Here is an 18,563-nt window from a genome sequence, read left to right on the forward strand (position 1 = left end):
CACCCCGAGTGCCGCAGCACGGCGAAGCGCGCCCCGCCTCGGGCGATAGTCTCGATTGCTCTTCATTGCACTCCCGCTTCGCGGTGACGCGAGATCTGCGTCACGCTGCCGGGAGGCTACTTCGGGTGCCCGGCGCGGGCCCAATTCGTGGCGGTCACGGGGCGCCGAGGCCCGACTCGTTCTCCTCGCCGAGCGGCCTCAGCGCGATCACGCGCGTGGTCGGCGGGATCTCCGGGTGCGACGGGTCCTCGCGGATGAAGACGACGTCCGAGTCGCGGATCCGATCGATGCGCCAGTTCACGGCCACGTCGACGCCCGTGGGGCCGCCGGCGTGCACGATCTCGGCCTTGCCGACGAAATCGCCCACCTTCACCACCCACCCGAGCCCCGTGGGATCGGTGAGCAGCGCGCGGGCGGGCGCGCGCGAGACGACGCCGACCAGCCTGAGCTCGTCGAGCGCGAAGCGATCCACGAGGACCTGGCGCTGGATCGTCACCCGACCCCGGGCCTGCGTCGCGAAGAGCGACTCGAAGCTCCGGAACGGGTCGCGGCTCCGGTCGCTCTCGGAGAAGTCGGCCTCCTGGAACTCCCGGAGCGGCAGCGGCGGCAGCTCCGGCGCGCCGGCGTCCGCGGCCGCGGACGCGGCGCCGGCCGCGGGCGCGCGCGGCGGCGAGGCCGAGGCCGGCGCCCCGGCCGGGCGCGCCTGGGTGGACGAGGTCATCGGCTCTTCCTCCCCGCACCCGGCGAGCGCGAGGGCCGCGGCGGTGGTCGCCCCGAGGGCGAGCAGCAGCATCCGGCCAGGCGTCACCGGACACCTCCGCTGCGCCGCTTCACGCCGCTCGTCGCGGTCTCCCCGGCGCGCACGGCGCGGAACGCGGTCGCGAGGCACTCCACCTTGATCTCCACGTCGGTCCCCACGACCTTCGGCTCCTTGATCTGGACCTCCTCGAGGTTGATGATGCGATCCAGCTGCCCCACGCCGTGGAAGAACTTCGCCACCTGGTGGAACTTGCCGGAGAGCGTCAGCTGCATCGGCACCTTGGAGAAGAACTCCTGCGGGATCTCCTCGGTGGGGCTCCATGACGTCAGGTTGACGCCGGAGACGGTCGCGACGCCCTGGATGGCGGAGAGGAAGGCCGGCGTCTCGGACTCGTCCGGGAGGATCTTCTTCTGCTCGCGGCTCATCTGCTCGCGGCGGGTCTTCTCGTCGAGGTCCTTCTGGTAAGCGGCCTTCGACGCCTGCGCCTTGGTGAGCTCCGCCTGGAGCACGCCCTGCTTCTGCACGGCGCCCTCGATCTGCGAGTCGACGTCGGCGTAGAAGCCGACGAAGTACAGGATGCCGACGAGCGCCGCGAAGAGCGCGCCGACGCCGAGCTTGGCGAGCGGCGGCAGCCGGTCGAGCGCCGAGCCGGCCTGCGCGGGCATGGGCTTCGTGGCCATCAGTACCTCACCTTCAGCTGCAGCGCGAACGAGACGAGCTCGAGCCGCGACTCCTTCTCGTTCTCCTTCTTCCCCGGGAGCAGCTGCACGTCGTAGAAGTACGAGGACAGCTTCAGCCGCTGGGCGAGCTCGTAGACGTCGGTGCCGTCGCGCGCGAGCCCCTCGATGCGCACGATCCGCTCGGACTCCACGTAGCTCGTGAGCCACAGCCGGCGGCTGTCCCAGGAGGGGTTGTAGACGGCGAGCGGGTTCTCCTTGCGGAGCTGCGCGAGCTTGTCCGGGTCGGCGGTCGGCCCCTTGCCGTTCGTGAGCAGCTGCGCGAGCTCGAGGAGCACCGCGGTCGGCCCGCTGCGCGCGGCCTGGAGCTTCGCGATCGCGTCCTCGCGCGCGCGCAGCACCTCGAGCGCCTTCTTGATCTCCTCGTGGTTCGCGACGAGCGTGCGGATGTCCTGGATCTGGCTCTGAAGCAGCGAGTTCTTCCGGTTCTGCTCGTCGAGCTCCTCGACCTTCGTCTGGTGGAAGAGGAAGAGCGCGACGATCTCGAGGATCACGACGCCGAGCGTGACGAGCAGCCATCGCTGGCTCGCCTGGGGCGCGGCCCCGCGCGTGCCGCGCCGCTGCGGGAGAAGGTTGACGCGAATCACGAGCGCTTCTCCCGGTCCTTGCGCATCGCGAGCCCGAGCGAGACGCAGAACTGCGCCGCCCGGAGCCGGAGCAGCTCCTGGTTGACTTCCTTCGCTTCCACGGTGATGCGCTCCATCGGCTGGATCAGCTCGACGGCCACCCGGGCGCGCCGCCCGATCGCGGCGGGCAGCGCCGGCAGGTTCGAGGAGCCGCCGGTCAGGTAGATGCGGTGCATGTCGCCCTCACCGCTCGTGGCCAGGAAGAAGTCGAGCGAGCGCTGGATCTCCCCGGCGATGGAGTCGCACACCTGCTCGATGGTCTCGATGACCTGCGCGGGCACGCCGCCCGGCCCCGAGGTCACGCTGGCGCACTTGAACTCCTCGGCCTGCTCGAAGCTGATGCCGAGCTTCCGCTGGATCTGCTCGGTGATGTAGTTGCCGCCGTTGCCGATGTCGCGGGTGAACGCGCTCGCGCCGCGCGACACGATGTTGATCGACGCGAGGCTCGCGCCGACGTTGATGATGGCGAACGTCTGGTCCGGCGGGATGCCGCGGTTCACCTCGAACAGGTTCTGGACGGTGAACGCGTCGATGTCGACCACCATGGGCTTGAGCTTCGCCGTCCTGGCGATCTGGGTGTAGTCGTTGATCTCGTCGCGCTTCGCGGCGACGAGCAGGAGGTCCATCTGCCCGGCCTCGGGGCGCCGGCGCAGCACCTCGTAGTCGACGTGGACGTCCTTGATGTCGAAGGGGATGTGCTGCTCGGCCTCCCACTGGATCTGCTCGTCCAGCTCGGCGGCGGTCATGAGCGGCACCGTGATCTTGCGGATGATGACCGCCTGACCGCTGATGCTGAGCGCGATCTCGCGCTGGCGGATCTTGGCCTCGGAGAAGGCCCGGCCGAGCGCCTCCACGATGGCCTGCGCGTTCATGACGTGGCCGTCGACGATGGCCTGCGGCGCGAGCGGCGCATAACCGAGCCGCACGAGGCCATAGCCTCTGCGGCCTTCCTTGATCTGAGCGATCTTGATCGCGCTCGATCCGATATCGACCCCGATCAAGTTCTTGCCTTCCGACATCCCGTCCGTCCTGCTCCGCGCCCGCCGTGGTGAAGCAAGGGAAGCCCGGGCCGCGTTGCCCGGCTCCCGGGCGCCCGATCCCCTGTGATCGCCTCTGGTCGCTTCTGGCGAAGCTTCGCACCACCGGGGATCGCTGGGCAAAAAACCGCTTTACGCTCGCCTCCCGCCCGCCTATCGAAGTTCGACACGCGGTGCTGCGCCGCCGGTCGGGCCGGCGAGCGCGCGCCAGCCCAGGGTAGCACCGTCCGGGGCTCGGTCGTCGGGCACGGATGACGTCAGGTCAGAGTCCCCTCATGCATCCGGAGTTCTCCCGTTTCTGCGGCGCCGGCCCCCGCGCCGGGGCCGCGATGGAGCCCACCTCTCGGTCGTCGCGCCCATCGCGGCTGCGATGCGCGCTCGCCGCCCTCGCGGCGGCGTTTCTCCTGAGCGCCGCGCCCGGCACGGCGGTCGCCGAGGACGGCCAGCACACGGTCTACGCCGGCCAGACGCTCGGCAAGATCGCGAAGCGGTACCGCATCACGGTCGACGCGCTCCGCGAGGCGAACGGGCTCAAGCCTGGCCAGCGCATCCACCCGGGCCTCGTCCTCGTGATCCCGGAGCGGGGTGAGCCCGGCGCGCGCGCGCGGTCCACGCGCACCGCGCCCGGCCGGGCCGCCGCGCTGCGCGACGAGCGGGAGCGGAGCCGCGGCGCCAGCGCGAAGGAGCGCGACGCCGAGGCCGGTCCCCGGGGGAAGGGGTCGGCGAAGAGGGACGCGGCGAAGGCCGATCCCCGGTCGATGCCGCCGAACAAGCGCTATGTGCAGCGACCCAAGCGTCCTGGATGGGTCCGCCTGGCGCGAGGCGCCGAGCGGCTGGACCTCCAGCTGCTCACGCCGAAGGGGCGGCTCGTGCCCAAGGCCCTCCCCAAGCTCAGCCGGCTGATGCGCGCGTCCCCCACCGCCTCGATACCCATCGATCCGCGGCTCGCCACGCTGATAGCCATGGTGAGCGACCACTTCGGCGGCAGGACCCTCCGCGTCGTCAGCGGTTATCGCCCCTACTCCCCCACCCAGTACACCCCGCACTCCAACCACAACCACGGTCGCGCCGTCGATTTCATGGTCGAGGGCGTGCCCAACACCGTGGTCCGCGATTTCTGCCGAGGTTTCCGCAACGCAGGTGTCGGATATTATCCCAACTCTACGTTCGTTCACCTGGACGTCAGATCAGATAAAGTGTACTGGGTGGATTACTCGGGGCCTGGAGAGGCGCCGCGCTACGAGGGAGCGAAGGGTTCCGTCGCGGCCGATGAAGCGGCGCGTGATGTCCCTGTGTCCGCGGAAGAAGAGGTGTATGGGTCAGGCGAGCCCCGTGCCCCTCAGCCGCAACCCATGAATACTACAGGGACAAACTCGGACACGGTGCACAGCGGCAGCGAGACGGAGAAGGGCCTGGGGTCAGGTTCACCCACCCTTGCTCCTGAAACTTCGCCTGCGAAAAGGTGAGCTGTCGCGGCCGCTGGCTATAATCCACACACTGAACATCCGCACCAGACACAATTGCACGGCTCTGCCTTGCACGCTGCGAGAGTTGTGGCACCAATCCACCTCACGTGCAGCAATCGACCCGACTGCAGCGGGAGGGGCACGCTCCTCCCATGTCGCTCCCCGCATGCTGTGACGGGGGCGAGTTCGTCCAGCCGGTCGCCCTGGGCGCGACGTGTCCGGTCGTTCCGTGTGAGCACGCGCTGATCGAGGCGCCTTCTGCCCTCGGCCTCGATGGAGCGCCGAGCATCGCGGTGCAGGGGGCGGGCGCGTCGCTCGCCCACGAGCTTTGGGAGTCCGCGGAGGTCGCGTCAAGGTGCGCGCACGACATTTGGGAATCCGTGGAGGCCACGTCTGCCTGCGCCTACGAGGGTCCGTGGCAGTCGCTGGCGCCGGACGGCGAGCCGGACAGCGGCTCGCATGGCCCGCCGCGCTGTACCGACGCGGCCTGCCTGGGCGGGCCGCGCGACCACGAGCCGACGTGCACGCCGCTCCGCCCGGAGGTGCTGCAGGGGTACTTCCCGCTCGTCCGCAAGCTGGTGCGGCAGGTGTCGCGCCACCTGCCGCCCAACGTGCAGCGCGACGACCTGCTCAGCGCGGGGATGCTCGGGCTCGTCGACTCGATCCGCAAGAACGGCGGGAGCGACGGCGAGACGTTCGCCGGCTACGCGAAGCTCCGGATCCGCGGCGCGATCGTCGATGAGCTCCGCGCGCAGGACTGGCTCTCGCGGCGAGCGCGCGAGGCGGTCGAGGCCGAGGCCGCCGGCAAGGTCGGCGGCGCGACCGTCTTCGTGAGCCTGAGCGAGGTGACCCCGACCGAGGAGTCGGTGCACATGTCCGGCGAAGACGATCCGATCGAGGCGATCTCGGCGCAGGCGACCCGGCGTGCGCTGTCCTTCGCGATCGCGCAGCTCCCGGAGCGGGAGCGGCGCGTGATCGGCATGTACTACTTCGAAGGGGCGAAGCTGAAGGACATCGGCGCAGAGCTCGGGATCGGCGAGCCCCGCGTCTCGCAGCTGCACACGCGCGCGCTCGGCATGCTGCGAGGCATGCTGTCCCACGCCTGACCGCCGCCCGCGCTCAGGGGGCGAGCCGGCGCGCCCGGCCGGGCATCGCGACGCCGACCGCGAAGAGCGCGGTCTCCTCGTAGGTCTGCTGCAAGGCGGGGTCGCCGGAGGCCCGGTGCACGAACGCGTTGCGGTGCGCGCCGCGATCGAGCGCGACCGCGCGGGCGCAGCCGAGGTCGAGCAGCGCCTCGGTCGTCGCCTCGTCGCTGTCGAAGGTGGTCGTGGCCACGAGCAGCGTGCCGTCGTCGAGCACGCAGGCAGCGCTGCGGCGGCGCATGGTCCCGATCTCGCGCGCCTCCGGCCGCAGCCTGCCGTCGTCGGCGGTGAGCGGCAGCTCGGTCGCGTCCGCGCCCGGCGCGAGCGGGGCGCCGCCCGCCGGGCGGATCTCGATGCGGCCCTGGCGGACCAGCAGCAAGCCTCCCTCGCCGCGGAAGCGGAGGCCGACGGTGCCGCCCACGGCGAGCCCGCGCGGGCCCCGCCGCCGACCGGTGCCGACGCCGATCGCCGCGAGGACCTGCCGCCGCTCGTCGGCCGGCACCTCGGCGTCGAGCTTCGGCGCGCTCCGCGGCGAGATCTCGCGCGAGCCGGCGCGGAGGCGGAACAGGAACCGGTCCGGAGCGAAGGCGTGGACGCGGACCTGCGCGCCGAGGTGCACGGTGTCGGCGGCGTACACCGCCGGGCTCCACGCCGGGGGCGGCTGCGCGCCGCCGTCCTCGGTCCAGCCCACGCTCTCGCCCGGCAGCGACAGGTCCGGCGCCGGGGCACCGTGGGTCCAGCGCGACTCGAAGAAGAGAAAGGGGCGCGGCGACGCGGCCGAGGCGTGCTCCGGCGGCGCGATCGACATCGCGGGCGAGAGGCGCTCGGCGGTCAAGATGCCGTCCTGCTGGGGGCTCAGGAAGGCGACGCCGAGGGGGTCCGGCGCCCTGCCCAGCGAGACGCCGGAGAGGCACCCGGCGCGCTCGAGCGCCGCCCGGAGCGCGGCCGCGTCGAGGGCGCTGCCCCACGCGTGGACCACGAAGCCGCGGTCGGTCATGCACAGCGCCGCGCGCTCGACGATCAGGTCGTCGCCGTCGTCGGGTGAGAGCGCCGCGCTGGCGGGGGCGCGCTCCGCGGGAGGGCCGGCGAGGATGGCGAGCGGGGCCGCGGCGCTCCCTGCCTCGAAGAGCGAAGGGCCCTGCCAGAGCGCCCAGGGGAAGCGCGTGGATCCCTCCGCGCGGGGCGCGCCGGGGCTCGAGGCCGCCGGGCGCTGCCAGAGTGCCCAGGGGACGCGCTCGACATCCCCGCCCGACGGCCATGCGCCGAAGTACGGCCGGCCCGAGAGGTCGACCCCCAGCGTCGCCGCGCCGTCGCGCGGGGGCACGATCGCGCGGCCGCCGACGACCATGCCGAGCGCCTCCGCCCCCGCGCGGGGCGCGCCCGGCCCGCGCGTGGAGGCGCCGAGGCCGATGGCGCCGCGGAGCGTCGACGCGTGGGGGAGCTGCCCCGTGCCGCGCGGGCCGACGGTCGGCCTGGGCGCCTCGTATCCCGCCTGCAAGGTGAACCGGATGTGCCGCGTGTCGATCGCGAGCAGGTGGACGCGCAGCTCCGGCCGCCGCGGATCGGGCCGGAGGGTCGTCGCGGCGAACGGGCTGGAGGGGCGCTGGGGATCGTCCTCGACGCCGGGGAGCGCGCGCGGGAGCGAGGGCGCCACCAGCACCCAGGCGCCCTCCCCCGGGAGCGGGGGATCGACCGCCGGCGCGACCGGCGGCGGCGGCCAGAGCGAGGGCCACCCCTCCGGCGCGGGCTCGGGCGACGCGGGGCCTCGGGTCACGTACGCGGCGGCCTGCGCGGCGCGGACCCTCGCCGTCGCGCGGTCCGCAGCGAGCGCGAGCCGCTCGACCGCGGCCGCCGCCGTCGGACCGAGCAGGCGCTCGGCGGACGGCCCGGCGAGCTCCCCGAGCGAGGGGATGCGGCGCGGGAGGTGGTGCGCGCGGGCGACGAACGGATCACGTCCGCCCGTGTCGACCTCGCCGGTGCTGGCGTTGAGCGCCGCCGGGACCGCCTCCGGCCCGAGCGCCATCACCAGGCCCTCGTCGACGAGGTCGAGCCGCGCGGACGCGGGCGGGTTGTCGAACGAGATCTCGGTGCGCGACGCGCCGTCGACGCTCCCGGTCTCGAGCCAGCCGTCGATCGCCGCGCGGAGCCGCTCGCCGAGGGGCCGCGCACCCGCGCGCCCATCGCCGCCAAAATCGAGCTGCGTCACCCCCTGCACGACGCCGAAGGCGGAGGTGGTCACCGCGACGCGGCTGCCGCGGGCGACGAGGCCGCGATCATCGCCGAGGGGCGTCTCGGTCAGGTTGCGCACGCCGTCCAGGCTCACCGGCCGGCCGGAGCGGGTGAGCCGCACGCGCGCGCGGTACAGGTCGGCGGCGCCGCGCCCGTCAGGCGCGCGCTCCGCGTCGGGCCCGCGCTCCGCGTCGCCCGGGCGCGGGACGCGCGGGACGCCAAGGAACAGCACCCGGCGGCCCAGAAGCGCGTCGGACAAGAACCCGCCGCGCTCCTCCCAGACGAAGTCGTCCGGGCCGACGGCGCCGCCGATCGCCTCCCCGAGCATCCCGGCGATGGCGTCCGCGGTCCGCGCCGGCGGGGGCGGCGCCGAGAGCCGCGCGACGGCCCCGAGGAGAGCGATGCCGAGCGCGATCGGGAGCCGACCGCGCAGGTGATCGAGCCAGGGCGAGAGCGGTCGGTCCGTCATCCCTGCGCGCGCGCGCTCCCTCCGGAAGCCGCGCCGGCCTGGGCCGCCGCGGCGCGCGGGCGGATCCCGAGGAGCTGGCGCGCGCGGTCCGGCTCGACCACCTCGCGGCCGACGCTCCGCGCGAAGGCGGCGGCGCGCGCGACGAGCGGCGCGCTCCCCTCGGCGAGCACGCCCTTGTCCAGGTAGATGTTGTCCTCCAGCCCGACCCGCGCGTGCCCGCCGAGCTGCATGGCGAGCTCGGTCATCGGGCGCTGGTGGCGGCCGACGGCGGCGACGCCCCAGGTGGCGCCTTGCGGGATCTGGGTGATCATGAACCGGAGCACGTCCTCGCGCGCCGCGATGCCGCCGGGCACCCCCAGCACGAACTGGAAGTGGAGCGGCTCCGCGAGGAGCCCCTCGGCGACAAGGCTGAGCGCCTCATGGATATGGCCGACCTCATAGCACTCGAGCTCGGCGACGCTCCCCCCCGCGCGGATGCGGGCCGCCATGTCCCGGATGAGGGGCCGGGTATTGTCGAAGATCCCGTCGCCGAAGTTGAGCGTGCCGCAGTTCAGGGTGGCCATCTCGGGGCTGCAGAGCAGCGGCTGGGCGCGCTCGTCGACGCCCATCCCGACGGCGCCCCCGGTCGACGTCTGGACGATGACGTCCGTCTTCTCGTGGATCGCGGCGATCGCCTCGGCGAACAGCGCGCGCGACTGGCTCGGCGACCCGTCCGGGTTCCTGACGTGCAGGTGGACCACCGAGGCGCCCGCGTCGCGGCAGCGGGCGGCCTCGTCGGCGAGCTCGCGCGCCGTGATGGGGAGGTGCGGCGTCTGCGCCCGGGTCGTCTCCGCGCCGACGATCGCGGCCGTCAGGATGAGGGCGCTCTGCGGCGGCGTGACAAGGATCCGGGGGGGCGGCGTGATGATCGGCCGGGGCTCCGGGAGCTGCGCGTGGTCCGGGGGCGGCGCCGAGAGCGCCGGCAGGACGAGGCGCGGCCGACGCTGGAGCTCCTTCGGGACGACGCAGGTGCCGAGCGCCCGGCACACGATGATCGGCTCGGAAAGCGCGTCGGCCGCGGAGGGCGCCACCCCCGCTTCGCGGACGCTGGCGACGACCTTGCGCGCCTCGAACGCCATCGTGCGCGACGTGCCGCCGACCTTGGTGACCACCCCGGTCGCCTCGATGAAATCGCCTGCTCGGACCGGGGCGAGGAACTCGACCGCCTCGTACGCGCGGAAGAGCCCCTCGTCGCCGTCGAGGCGGATCAGGAGCTCGGTGGCGACGTCTCCGAAGAGCGCGAGAATACGCGCTCCATCGCACAGCTCGCCCGCGTAATGTGCGTCGTGCGCGCCCATCCTGACGCGCAGCGTGACCGTGAGACCAACCCCTGTGCTCATGGGCGTGAAGACTCAACAGTCGACAGTCGGTAGTCAACAAGGGAAACTGCCCCCGCCGATGAACCTTGTAGAAGCCAGAAATCTCCCGCGCCACGTCGGAATCATCATGGATGGCAACGGTCGCTGGGCGGAGCTGCGCGGCGAGCCGCGCGAGGCCGGGCACAAGGCCGGCAGCGCGGCCGTGCGGCGGATCGTGCGCGTCTGCCGGAGGCTCGGCGTCGAGGCGCTGACCCTGTACGCGTTCAGCGAGCAGAACTGGGCGCGGCCCCAGAACGAGGTCGACGCGCTGATGGGGCTGCTGCGCGAGTACCTGATGAGCGAGCGCTGCGAGATCCTCGAGAACGACATCCGCCTTGTCGCGATCGGCGACATCAGCCGGCTCCCCGAGGGCGTGCGCGACGTGCTCGACCCGCTCCGGAAGGCGTCCGCGACGAACCGGCAGATGACGCTCGCGCTGGCGCTGTCCTACGGGGCGCGCGAGGAGATCGCCGCCGCGGCGCGCGAGCTCGCGATGGAGGCGGTCGCCGGCAGGCTCGATCCGGAGTCGATCGACGGGGAGCTGCTGGCCGCGCGGCTGCCGAGCCTGAGCGTGGGCGAGCCGGATCTCATCATCCGCACCGGCGGCGAGCAGCGGCTCTCCAACTTCCTGCTCTACGGGGCCGCGTACGCCGAGCTGTCGTTCACCGAGCGGCTGTGGCCCGACTTCACCGAGGACGACCTGTTCGCCGCCATCGCGGTTTACCAGCGGCGCGACGGCGCCGCCCCGCCCGCGCACGACGGGGAGGGCGGCTCCGGGGGCGAGCCGTCGTCCACGTCGCGCGCGGATGCGCTCGACGCGGAGCGGCCGTGGCGCGCCCGCGAGATCGCCGCGCCCGCCTCGCATGCTTCCCACGACGGCTCACGGACGGGGGTCTGAGATTGGCTGCTTCCAACCTCGCGATGCGGGTCACCACCGCGATCGTGGCCGCTCCCCTGCTCCTCTCGCTGCTCTACCTCGGCCCGAGCTGGGGCTGGGCGGCGCTCGTCGCGGCCGCCTCCGCCATCGGCGCGCTCGAGCTCTTCGCGATGACGCACGCGGACGACCGGGTCGCGCGGGCCACCGGCGTCGCGCTCACCCTCGCCGTCCTCGGCGTGATCTGGCGGTTCAGCGGCTCGCCGGGCGCGCTGCTCGCGCTGATCTTCCTGCTCCCGTTCGTCGCGATGCTCATCACGCTGGTGCGCCTCGGCGAGATGCGCACCGCGGCGCTGCGCGTGCTGGCGATGACCTTCGGCCCGCTCTACGTCGGCGGCGGGCTCGGCGCGCTGGCGCTCCTCCGCCGCGACGCGGGCGCCGACGGCCCCTCGTTCGTTGTGCTGGCCCTGCTGCTCTCCTGGTTCTCCGACACAGGCGCCTATTTCGCCGGCCGCTTCCTCGGTCGGCGCAAGCTCTACGAGGCCGTGAGCCCGAAGAAGACCGTCGAGGGCGCGCTCGGCGGCCTGCTCTTCGCGGTGATCGGCGCGCTACTTGCCCACTTCTGGTTCCTCCGATCGCTGCCGCTCGTGGACGCGGTCGCGCTCGCGATCGTCGCGGGCGGCCTCGGTCAGGCCGGAGACCTGGGGGAGTCCCTGTTCAAGCGCTCCTTCGGGATCAAGGACTCTGGCGGGATCGTCCCCGGCCACGGCGGCATCCTCGACCGCGTCGATGCCCTGCTCGTCACCGGGACCATCACCTATCTGTATGTCCTGTGGTCGAGGTCCTGAACGGCGCCGCGCGCCGCGCGCGGTGCGCGGTGCGCGGTTCAACGACCGCGCATCCATCGATGCGCGACACCCACATCGCACGCACGCGCCGCCTCGCCGCCCGACGCAGCTTCCCCGCCGTCAACGCGGCGCCTCCTCGCACACTGGCGGCCTGACGCATCGCCCCGCCCGTCCGGAACCACGATGACGCATCGCATGGTTGCGCCCGACGTTGAACGGAAGGGCTCGGCGCACTAGAAAGTTACATAGCCATGGAAGAACAACTCAGTACCAAGAACACGACTCCGCCTGTGAGCGTCCCTGCTGTTCCGAGCCACAGGCACAAATACGAGTTCTTCAAAGTCGTCCAGGGTTATCTCGACGAGGCTGCCCGGCTGATCGAGCTGCCGGGTTACATCACCACGATCCTGAGCCAGCCGAAGAACGAGATCATCGTCAATTTCCCTGTACGGATGGATGACGGCAGCATCCGGCTCTTCAAGGGTTACAGGATCCAGCACAACAACCTCCTCGGGCCGTTCAAGGGGGGCATTCGATATCACGAGACGGTGTCGCTCGACGACCTCAAGGCGCTGGCCGCGATGATGACGTGGAAGTGCGCGCTCATGAACCTGCCGCTCGGCGGCGGAAAGGGGGGAATCAAGTTCAACCCGAACGAGGTGTCGCGCGCCGAGCTCCAGCGGATCACCCGCCGCTTCTTCCATGCGCTCGGCGGAAACATCGGCCCGGAGACGGACATCCCGGCTCCCGACATGGGCACCGACGCAAAGACCATGGCCTGGGCCATGGACACGTACATGAACACCGTCGGACAGCTCTTCAAGCAGGCGGTGAAGGGCGTCGTGACGGGCAAGCCGGTGGCGTCGGGCGGCACGTACGGCCGCGAGAAGGCGACGGGCCAGGGCGTCGTCCACTGCATCACCGAGTGGGCCGAGGACAACGACGTGAACCTCGGCGGCTCGACGCTGCTCGTGCAGGGATTCGGCAACGTCGGCTCGAACACGGCCGTGCTCCTGTCGAAGCTCGGCGCCTCGACCGTCGCGGTCGGCGATCACACAGGGTATCTCTACAATCCGGAAGGGTTCAATCCGCACAAGCTGCAGGACTACGTGAAGAAGAACCGCTCGATCGCGGGCTACCCCGCCGGCAAGCCGATCAGCCGCGAGGAGTTCTTCCGGCTCAAGGCGGACATCTTCATCCCGGCGGCCCTGGAGAACCAGGTCGGCGTGGAGGAGGCGAGCTGGCTGCAGGTCCGCCTCGTGGCGGAGGGCGCGAACGGGCCGTGCACGCCCGAGGGGGAGAAGATCCTCCTGGAGCGCGGGATCCATATCCTGCCCGACGTCCTCGCCAACTCGGGCGGCGTCACGGTGAGCTACTACGAGTGGGTGCAGAACAAGCGCTCGGAGACATGGACGCTCGAGGAGGTCGACTCCCGGCTCGAGAAGGCGATGAAGCGGGCCTACCGCGAGGTGACCGAGATGGCGCGGCAGAAGAAGTGCACGCTGCGCCTCGCCGCCTATGCCGTGGCGCTGCAGCGGCTCGCCGCGGTCTATGGAGAGCGCGAGATCTTCCCCTGAGATGCGCTTATCCGCGCTCCGCCGGCCCGCCGTCCGGCCGACGGCGGGGCGCTAGACCTTGGCCCGACCCGGCCCGTCCCCCGCCCTCGGCGCGCGCGTGATCTCGGCTGCCCGGCCGGCGACCCGGAGCGCCGTGCCCTGGACGGCGTGTTTGTATTTGACGTAGCCGAGCGCGAGAAGCCCTGTCCCGCGCGGATCCTCGACCTGGCTCGTGACGGCGCCGACGGCCGCGCCGTCGGGCAGCGCGATCTCCGCGCCCGCGGGCACGCCGCCCTCCCCCTCCACGGCGAGCTGCACGAGCCGCTTCTTGGCGTGACCGCGCGCCTGGAGCATGAACACCGTCTCCTGCCCCAGGTAGCACCCCTTGTTGAACGAGACGGCGCGCTCCTCGATCGACGCTTCCTGCGGGAAGTTCTGGTCGTCGAAGTCGACCCCGAACCGCGGGACGTTGTTCTCGACCCGGAGCACCTCCCACGCCGCCGCCGTCACCGGCACGACCGGGCGGGCCTCGCCCCCGGCGAGGAGCGCCTCGAGGACGGCGCCCTCGGCCTGCCGGGGCGCCACGAGGAGCGCGCCCCCGAGGCTGGTCCAGTCGACGATCGCGGCCTCGGCGCCGGCCGCGCGCCCGGCCGCCGCGAGATCGGCGGACCGCGGGCCGTGGGCGAAGACCCAGGCGTGCTCGCCGGAGGCGTCCTGGACCTCGGCGTCCTCCATGATGAGGTAGCGGTCGAAGATCTCCCGGAGCTGCTCGACGCGCTCCCGCAGCGCGCCGACGTAGATGCGATCGGCCGCGATCACGATCCACACCTCGGCGAAGATCTTCCCGGTCTTCCCCACGTTGAGCCCGTAGGCGCCGCCCGCGGGAGGCGCGGCCTTCGCCCCGGCAGGCAGCGGCTTCTGCGGCGCGAGATCGCAGGTGACAAGGCCGTTCAGCCAGGTCTGCCGGTCCGATCCGGTGACGATCAGCGTCCCGAGCTCGGGCATGGCCTGCACGAGCGCCCCTTCGCGGAGCGCGCGCCGCCGCTCTTCCAGTTCGTGAGCGTTGCTCATCGAGGCCGGATCGTGGAGGAGGGAGCCGGCGCCGTCGAGGGGCGGCCCGAACTTTCAGCGCTCAGGGATCGACCTCGGCGACGAGCGCCGGGAACTGCGCCGACTTGTGGACGCCCGGCGGGACGATCGCCGCGTCGACGTGACCGACGAGGCGGCGGAGCGCGTCGGCGTCGGCCGAGAGCACCTCGGCGACGACGGTGAGCGCCCTCGGGAGCGACGCGACGGCCTCGATCACTTCGTCCGCCGACGCGCACCGGAGCAGGACCGCGCGCGCGCCGACCTTCGCGGCGGCCTCGGCCCCCTCCCTGCTCTCGGCCAGCGCGAGCGGGAGCATCCGCATCGTCCTCGCCCCCTTCGCGAGGCGGTCCCAGTCGTCGAGCGGCAGCGTCGCGTCGATGCAGACCCCGTCCGCCCCGTGGTAGCGCGCCGCGAGGGCGCCGTCGCGATCGCTCACCCGCGACAGGCAGAGCGACGGCACGGTCCTCGTCGCCCGCGCGGCCCCCTGCATGGCGAGCCCTGCCTCGGCGAACGCGAGCGCCGAGATGTTGAGCTCATGCAGCCGCGCCGCATCCTCCGCGGGCGCCTCCGAGCCGACGAGCCCGACAAGAGCCATGTTCTTCCTCCGGGTGGAGAGCACCTGGAGAAGATCGCGTGTGGACGGGACGATCGATCCTGCATCGAAATCCGACATGGGGAGGGCCGGTAGACGAGACGAACGCGCGGGTCAAGCGAGGGATCGCTCGGGGTCCTCGAGCGCGGGTCGGGAATCCATGGCTGGAACGTCCTGCACGCGCATCCACACGGCCGTCTGATCGCCCTCGTAGCAGACGCTGCCTTCGTGACGGAACTCGAACGAATAGCGGATCATGTGCCGCTTCACGCCGAGGCGGGAGCGCGTCGCCACGCACGTCGCCTCGATGGGCGCGCCCGGCTGGACCAGCTTGCGAAAGACCACCCGGTGGATGTTGGTGCCATAACCGATCCAGCCCTCGCGGTGGCGCAGCCCGAGCAGGTGGTAGGCGTGCACGAAGCCGAGCATCCCCGTCGCGTGCACCATGATGGCGCCGGCGACGTGGCGCGGGTGCAGTAGCGGGTGCGCCCGCTGCGCGTCGACGAGCGGCATCGGCCTGTCGGTCGGCATACGGCAGCGCACGAGGCCCTTCTCGGCGTCCACCTCGAGGAGCTCGTCGAAGAAGAGCACCGAGGGGTCGTAAGGGAGGTCCGCGAGGAACTCGGCATCGAACGGACCGAGCTTCACAGGAGGGGGCGCGCCGGTCGCCGCGCCGGGTGCAGAGGTCGTCATCGGTTGGCTCTGGGATCCCGAATCCCCCCGAGCCGGCTCCTAGCAGCGGCCGATCGCGTGGGCAACGCCGACCAGCGCCCCGCGCCGCGAGGCGCGGGGCCGGCGGCCTCGGCGATGCCTGCCGGCGGGCTCAGCGCAGCGCTCCCCGCGGGCCCGCGACGCCGGGCGATCGCTCCCTGGACGGCGCGGCGCGCGTGCGCGTCGTCGGCCGCGCGACGCCCGGGCGCACAGGCGTCCTTATTTGACGCGTTGCCCGACGTCGCGTAATCCACTCGGCCATGTCAGGCAGTCGTGGTCCTCGCGGGCCTGCGGCGCTCGCGCTCAGCGGGTCGCTCCTGGGACTCGCGTTCAGCGCCTCATCGACGTTCGATTACATCCGGCACCTCGACCGGCAGGTCCACGACCTGCACTGCAGCTTCATCCCGGGGCTCGGCGCGCAGGCGGGCGCCGACACCGCGTGCCGCGTGGCCATGTACAGCCCCTACTCCGCCCTGTTCCGCGAGGGCTTCTGGGGCGGTATCCCGATCTCGCTGTTCGCCCTGGGCGCGTTCGCGTTCTTCGCGGCGTTCGCGCTCTATGTGCTGCTCTCGGCCGAGCACGCGCCGCGGCGCGCGGCGCACTTCCTGTTCGTCGCGGGCCTCACGCCGCTCGCCGTGTCGCTCATGATGGCGATCATCTCGGCGACGCGCCTCGGGGTGTTCTGCAAGACGTGCGTCGGCATGTACATCTCGTCGATCCTGCTCGCGGCCGGCGGCGTCTGGGCGTTCCTCGAGGACCGCAGGGCGGCCCGCGCCGCGGCCTGGTCCAGCGCGGCGCCGCGCGCGGCTGCTCCAGCTGGCGCGGCCGGGGTGGGGCCCACCGTGCCCGCGGCGCCCCTCGGGGTCGACGCGCCGGGCGGGGCCGCCGCAGCGCCTGCCCAGCCCGCGCGCCGCATGGGCTCGCTGCTGCTCCTGCCGGGGTGGCTCGTCGCGCTCGCCGTGTGCACGGTGACGCCGGCGCTGCTCTACGCGAGCGCGCTGCCGAGCTACGCGAGCTACATGACCGGCTGCGGCAAGCTGGAGAAGCCGACCGAGCCGAACGGCGCGCTGATCCACGTGACCCGCCCGGGCGCGGTGCAGCCGGCGACGATCTTCGTCGATCCGCTCTGCCCGACCTGCAAGGCGTTCCACCAGCGGCTCGTGTCCGAGGGGGTGTTCGACAAGCTCGACGCGACGCTGGTGCTCTTCCCGCTGGACAGCGAGTGCAACTGGATGCTCGACCGCCCGGTGCACCCGGGCTCGTGCCTCCTCTCGAAGGCCATCCTGTGCAGCGATCACCGGGCGATGGATGTGCTCGAGTGGGCCTACGAGAACCAGGAAGAGCTGCTCGCCGGCGCGAAGGCGGGGGCGGGCACCGCCAACGTGCAGGCGGCGATCCGGCAGCGCTGGCCGGGGCTCGACGCATGCATGGACTCGAAGGAGACGGCGCTGCGGCTGAACCGTATGCTCCGCTACATCGTGGACAACAAGCTCCCTGTCTCGACGCCACAGATGTTCCTGGGCACGACGCGGCTCTGCGACGAAGATACGGACATCGGGATGTCGTACGCGATAAGGCAGCTCGCGCCGGCGCTCCGGACGAAGTGAGGTGTTCATGAGAGGCGCAGGGATCATCGGGATCGTGGCCGGGTGCGCGCTTCTGGTCGCGTCCGGGGTGACGGTGCACAGCGAGGTGCAGGCCGCGTCGCAGCGCCTGAAGACGGGCCTGGCCGCGGCGGTGAAGCCGGCCGTGGCCATCGCCAACGACGCCGAGGCGCCGTATTGCACGCCCGCGTTCAAGACGGTGCTCCAGCGGGTGCTCAACGCGTGCGGCTTGGTCGGGGCGGAGGCGCGGCGCGGGTGCCAGCCGGCCGACGTGAAGACGCTCGCGTCGATCAGCGACGACGACTTCAACGCGCTCTTCACGCCGCTGAAGCAGCGCGGCGGGGTCGTGATGTTCGACGACGCCTCGGAGAAGCTCGACGACGACGGGAAGAAGATGATCGAGGAGATGTGGCTCGATCGGCGCGGCGCCCGCTATTTCTTCATCGTCGCCCGCGCGTCGAAGACGGGGGGGCCGGAGTTCAACCGGACGCTGTCGCACAAGCGCGCGAACAGCGCGTTCTTCGACATCTCCGACAAGTTCAAGGAGCAGGACCTGGACAAGAAGGTCGGGATGCTGTGGCTCGGGAACGAGTTCGCGCAGCTCGGCGCGGAATACTGCCAATGGAACGTCTCGCGCAAGAACAAGGCATGTACGGCGGAGGCCATCAACCGGAGCGCGTTCGTCTCGTGGGTGGACTGTCAGCTGTGAGCACCGCGAGGCGGAGCGGCGCCCTCCGGAGCGCCTTCGTGGCCCTCACCCTGGCCGCGGGGCTCGCGGGGGGGTGCGACGCGGACAAGAAGGCCGATCTGCCGCCGCCCCCGACGCCCGGTCAGGGGCGGAGCAACGCGGTGACGGCGCCGGGGGCCGCGGCGCCCGCGAGCGCCACGGCGCCTGCGAGCGCCACGGCGGAGGCGGCGCCGGCCGCCCCGCGGCTCCTGTGCGCGGGGCAGTCGCCGCGGCCTGCGCCCTCGTCGGGCGGGCTCACGGCGGTCGCCGCCGCCGGCGCGGAGAAGCTGCCGGCGCACATCGGGTTCGGCGTCGGCAAGTGGGTGTGGGTGAACTTCTGGGCGGCGTGGTGCAAGCCGTGCATGGAGGAGATGCCGCGGCTGCTCGGGTGGCAGCAGAAGCTGCGGGCGGCCGGCGTGCTCGTCGACCTGGCGTTCATCTCGATCGACGACGACGAGCGGCAGCTGTCGCGGTTCCTGGAGGCGCAGCCGGGCACCGGGGTGCGCGCCTCGTACTGGCTGCCCGACGGGCCCCAGCGGGCCGGGTGGCTTCGGGCGCTCGGCGTGAAGGAGACGACCGAGCTGCCGATCCACGCGATCGCGGCGCCGAGCGGGCAGGTGACGTGCGTGATCCAGGGCGCCGTCGAGGACAGCGACTATCCGACGATCGCGGCGCTCCTGGGGTCGAAGAAGCAGTAGG

At 72.2% G+C, this 18,563-nt stretch carries 17 protein-coding genes; 8 read left to right on the top strand and 9 right to left on the bottom strand.

All coding sequences use genetic code 11. The features are described 5' to 3' along the window. Positions 1–154 precede the first annotated feature (154 nt). The 4 genes from WMF14_RS33805 to pilM are packed head-to-tail and all read right to left on the bottom strand — an operon-like array spanning position 155 to position 3,142. The gene (locus WMF14_RS33805) at positions 155–808 is read right to left on the bottom strand and encodes a pilus assembly protein PilP (RefSeq protein ID WP_437792953.1); all 654 of its coding nucleotides are present in this window, start codon (positions 806–808) and stop codon (positions 155–157) included. Next, positions 805–1,440 carry a type 4a pilus biogenesis protein PilO gene (locus WMF14_RS33810; RefSeq protein WP_272095126.1) on the bottom strand — a complete coding sequence of 212 codons (636 nt, stop codon included), beginning with the start codon at positions 1,438–1,440 and terminating at the stop codon, positions 805–807. The genes WMF14_RS33805 and WMF14_RS33810 overlap by 4 nt, the downstream gene beginning before the upstream one ends. Next, the gene (locus WMF14_RS33815; protein WP_272095127.1) at positions 1,440–2,084 is read right to left on the bottom strand and encodes a PilN domain-containing protein; all 645 of its coding nucleotides are present in this window, start codon (positions 2,082–2,084) and stop codon (positions 1,440–1,442) included. The genes WMF14_RS33810 and WMF14_RS33815 overlap by 1 nt, the downstream gene beginning before the upstream one ends. Further along, positions 2,081–3,142 carry a type IV pilus assembly protein PilM gene (gene pilM, locus WMF14_RS33820; RefSeq protein ID WP_012238809.1) on the bottom strand — a complete coding sequence of 354 codons (1,062 nt, stop codon included), beginning with the start codon at positions 3,140–3,142 and terminating at the stop codon, positions 2,081–2,083. Before pilM ends, WMF14_RS33815 begins: the two co-directional genes overlap by 4 nt. Positions 3,143–3,435: 293 nt before the next feature. On the opposite strand from pilM, the gene WMF14_RS33825 reads away from it, so the two are divergent. Together WMF14_RS33825 and WMF14_RS33830 are read left to right on the top strand one after the other, a co-directional pair. After that, on the top strand, positions 3,436–4,626 hold the full coding sequence (locus tag WMF14_RS33825; protein ID WP_437792955.1) for a DUF882 domain-containing protein: 1,191 nt from the start codon (positions 3,436–3,438) through the stop codon (positions 4,624–4,626). A gap of 152 nt (positions 4,627–4,778) precedes the next feature. Then, positions 4,779–5,732, top strand: coding sequence for a sigma-70 family RNA polymerase sigma factor (locus WMF14_RS33830; protein ID WP_437792956.1), 954 nt, complete (start codon positions 4,779–4,781; stop codon positions 5,730–5,732). 13 nt (positions 5,733–5,745) lie between these two features. Here WMF14_RS33830 and WMF14_RS33835 read toward each other — a convergent pair whose 3' ends face one another. Both WMF14_RS33835 and WMF14_RS33840 read right to left on the bottom strand, forming a co-directional pair. Next, positions 5,746–8,466, bottom strand: coding sequence for a hypothetical protein (locus tag WMF14_RS33835; RefSeq protein ID WP_437792958.1), 2,721 nt, complete (start codon positions 8,464–8,466; stop codon positions 5,746–5,748). Continuing rightward, the gene (locus WMF14_RS33840) at positions 8,463–9,845 is read right to left on the bottom strand and encodes a 3-keto-5-aminohexanoate cleavage protein (RefSeq protein WP_437792959.1); all 1,383 of its coding nucleotides are present in this window, start codon (positions 9,843–9,845) and stop codon (positions 8,463–8,465) included. Before WMF14_RS33840 ends, WMF14_RS33835 begins: the two co-directional genes overlap by 4 nt. A gap of 58 nt (positions 9,846–9,903) precedes the next feature. On the opposite strand from WMF14_RS33840, the gene uppS reads away from it, so the two are divergent. The 3 genes from uppS to WMF14_RS33855 all read left to right on the top strand — a co-directional run bounded on the left by uppS (position 9,904) and on the right by WMF14_RS33855 (position 13,162). After that, the gene (gene uppS, locus WMF14_RS33845) at positions 9,904–10,761 is read left to right on the top strand and encodes a polyprenyl diphosphate synthase (protein WP_272095131.1); all 858 of its coding nucleotides are present in this window, start codon (positions 9,904–9,906) and stop codon (positions 10,759–10,761) included. A gap of 2 nt (positions 10,762–10,763) precedes the next feature. After that, positions 10,764–11,585 (top strand): phosphatidate cytidylyltransferase, encoded by an 822-nt coding sequence (locus WMF14_RS33850; protein ID WP_437792961.1) that lies wholly within the window; start codon positions 10,764–10,766, stop codon positions 11,583–11,585. A 251-nt stretch (positions 11,586–11,836) separates the two neighbouring features. Then, positions 11,837–13,162, top strand: a complete 1,326-nt coding sequence (locus WMF14_RS33855) for a Glu/Leu/Phe/Val family dehydrogenase (RefSeq protein ID WP_272095135.1) — start codon at positions 11,837–11,839, stop codon at positions 13,160–13,162. A gap of 51 nt (positions 13,163–13,213) precedes the next feature. On the opposite strand, the gene ygfZ is transcribed toward WMF14_RS33855, so the two are convergent. The 3 genes from ygfZ to WMF14_RS33870 all read right to left on the bottom strand — a co-directional run bounded on the left by ygfZ (position 13,214) and on the right by WMF14_RS33870 (position 15,515). Continuing rightward, complete coding sequence (gene ygfZ / locus WMF14_RS33860) at positions 13,214–14,212, bottom strand: CAF17-like 4Fe-4S cluster assembly/insertion protein YgfZ (protein WP_437792963.1); 999 nt, start codon at positions 14,210–14,212, stop codon at positions 13,214–13,216. Between the two features lie 61 nt (positions 14,213–14,273). Further along, positions 14,274–14,825: a hypothetical protein gene (locus WMF14_RS33865; RefSeq protein ID WP_437792965.1), complete on the bottom strand. Its 552-nt coding sequence runs from the start codon at positions 14,823–14,825 to the stop codon at positions 14,274–14,276. Between the two features lie 111 nt (positions 14,826–14,936). After that, on the bottom strand, positions 14,937–15,515 hold the full coding sequence (locus WMF14_RS33870) for a hypothetical protein (protein WP_272095139.1): 579 nt from the start codon (positions 15,513–15,515) through the stop codon (positions 14,937–14,939). A gap of 278 nt (positions 15,516–15,793) precedes the next feature. Between WMF14_RS33870 and WMF14_RS33875 the strand changes: the two genes are divergently transcribed. The 3 genes from WMF14_RS33875 to WMF14_RS33885 are packed head-to-tail and all read left to right on the top strand — an operon-like array spanning position 15,794 to position 18,562. Next, a complete protein-coding gene (locus tag WMF14_RS33875; protein WP_437792967.1) occupies positions 15,794–17,140 on the top strand; it encodes a vitamin K epoxide reductase family protein in 1,347 nt (448 codons plus the stop codon). Between the two features lie 7 nt (positions 17,141–17,147). Beyond that, the gene (locus tag WMF14_RS33880) at positions 17,148–17,846 is read left to right on the top strand and encodes a hypothetical protein (RefSeq protein WP_272095141.1); all 699 of its coding nucleotides are present in this window, start codon (positions 17,148–17,150) and stop codon (positions 17,844–17,846) included. Continuing rightward, positions 17,843–18,562, top strand: coding sequence for a thioredoxin-like domain-containing protein (locus WMF14_RS33885; RefSeq protein WP_437792969.1), 720 nt, complete (start codon positions 17,843–17,845; stop codon positions 18,560–18,562). Before WMF14_RS33880 ends, WMF14_RS33885 begins: the two co-directional genes overlap by 4 nt. The last annotated feature ends 1 nt before the right edge of the window (position 18,563 follow it).

This window comes from Sorangium sp. So ce693, from assembly GCF_051521375.1.
GTDB lineage: Bacteria > Myxococcota_A > Polyangia > Polyangiales > Polyangiaceae > Sorangium > Sorangium atrum.

Bases quoted from the DNA above. Each gene is read 5' to 3' on its own strand.
- WMF14_RS33855 (WP_272095135.1), top strand. From the start codon at position 11,837: ATGGAAGAACAACTCAGTACCAAGAACACGACTCCGCCTGTGAGCGTC.
- WMF14_RS33830 (WP_437792956.1), top strand. From the start codon at position 4,779: ATGTCGCTCCCCGCATGCTGTGACGGGGGCGAGTTCGTCCAGCCGGTC.
- WMF14_RS33875 (WP_437792967.1), top strand. From the start codon at position 15,794: ATGTCAGGCAGTCGTGGTCCTCGCGGGCCTGCGGCGCTCGCGCTCAGC.
- pilM (WP_012238809.1), bottom strand. From the start codon at position 3,142: ATGTCGGAAGGCAAGAACTTGATCGGGGTCGATATCGGATCGAGCGCG.
- WMF14_RS33835 (WP_437792958.1), bottom strand. From the start codon at position 8,466: ATGACGGACCGACCGCTCTCGCCCTGGCTCGATCACCTGCGCGGTCGG.
- WMF14_RS33880 (WP_272095141.1), top strand. From the start codon at position 17,148: ATGAGAGGCGCAGGGATCATCGGGATCGTGGCCGGGTGCGCGCTTCTG.
- WMF14_RS33870 (WP_272095139.1), bottom strand. From the start codon at position 15,515: ATGACGACCTCTGCACCCGGCGCGGCGACCGGCGCGCCCCCTCCTGTG.
- WMF14_RS33865 (WP_437792965.1), bottom strand. From the start codon at position 14,825: ATGGCTCTTGTCGGGCTCGTCGGCTCGGAGGCGCCCGCGGAGGATGCG.
- ygfZ (WP_437792963.1), bottom strand. From the start codon at position 14,212: ATGAGCAACGCTCACGAACTGGAAGAGCGGCGGCGCGCGCTCCGCGAA.
- uppS (WP_272095131.1), top strand. From the start codon at position 9,904: ATGAACCTTGTAGAAGCCAGAAATCTCCCGCGCCACGTCGGAATCATC.
- WMF14_RS33825 (WP_437792955.1), top strand. From the start codon at position 3,436: ATGCATCCGGAGTTCTCCCGTTTCTGCGGCGCCGGCCCCCGCGCCGGG.
- WMF14_RS33840 (WP_437792959.1), bottom strand. From the start codon at position 9,845: ATGAGCACAGGGGTTGGTCTCACGGTCACGCTGCGCGTCAGGATGGGC.
- WMF14_RS33810 (WP_272095126.1), bottom strand. From the start codon at position 1,440: ATGGCCACGAAGCCCATGCCCGCGCAGGCCGGCTCGGCGCTCGACCGG.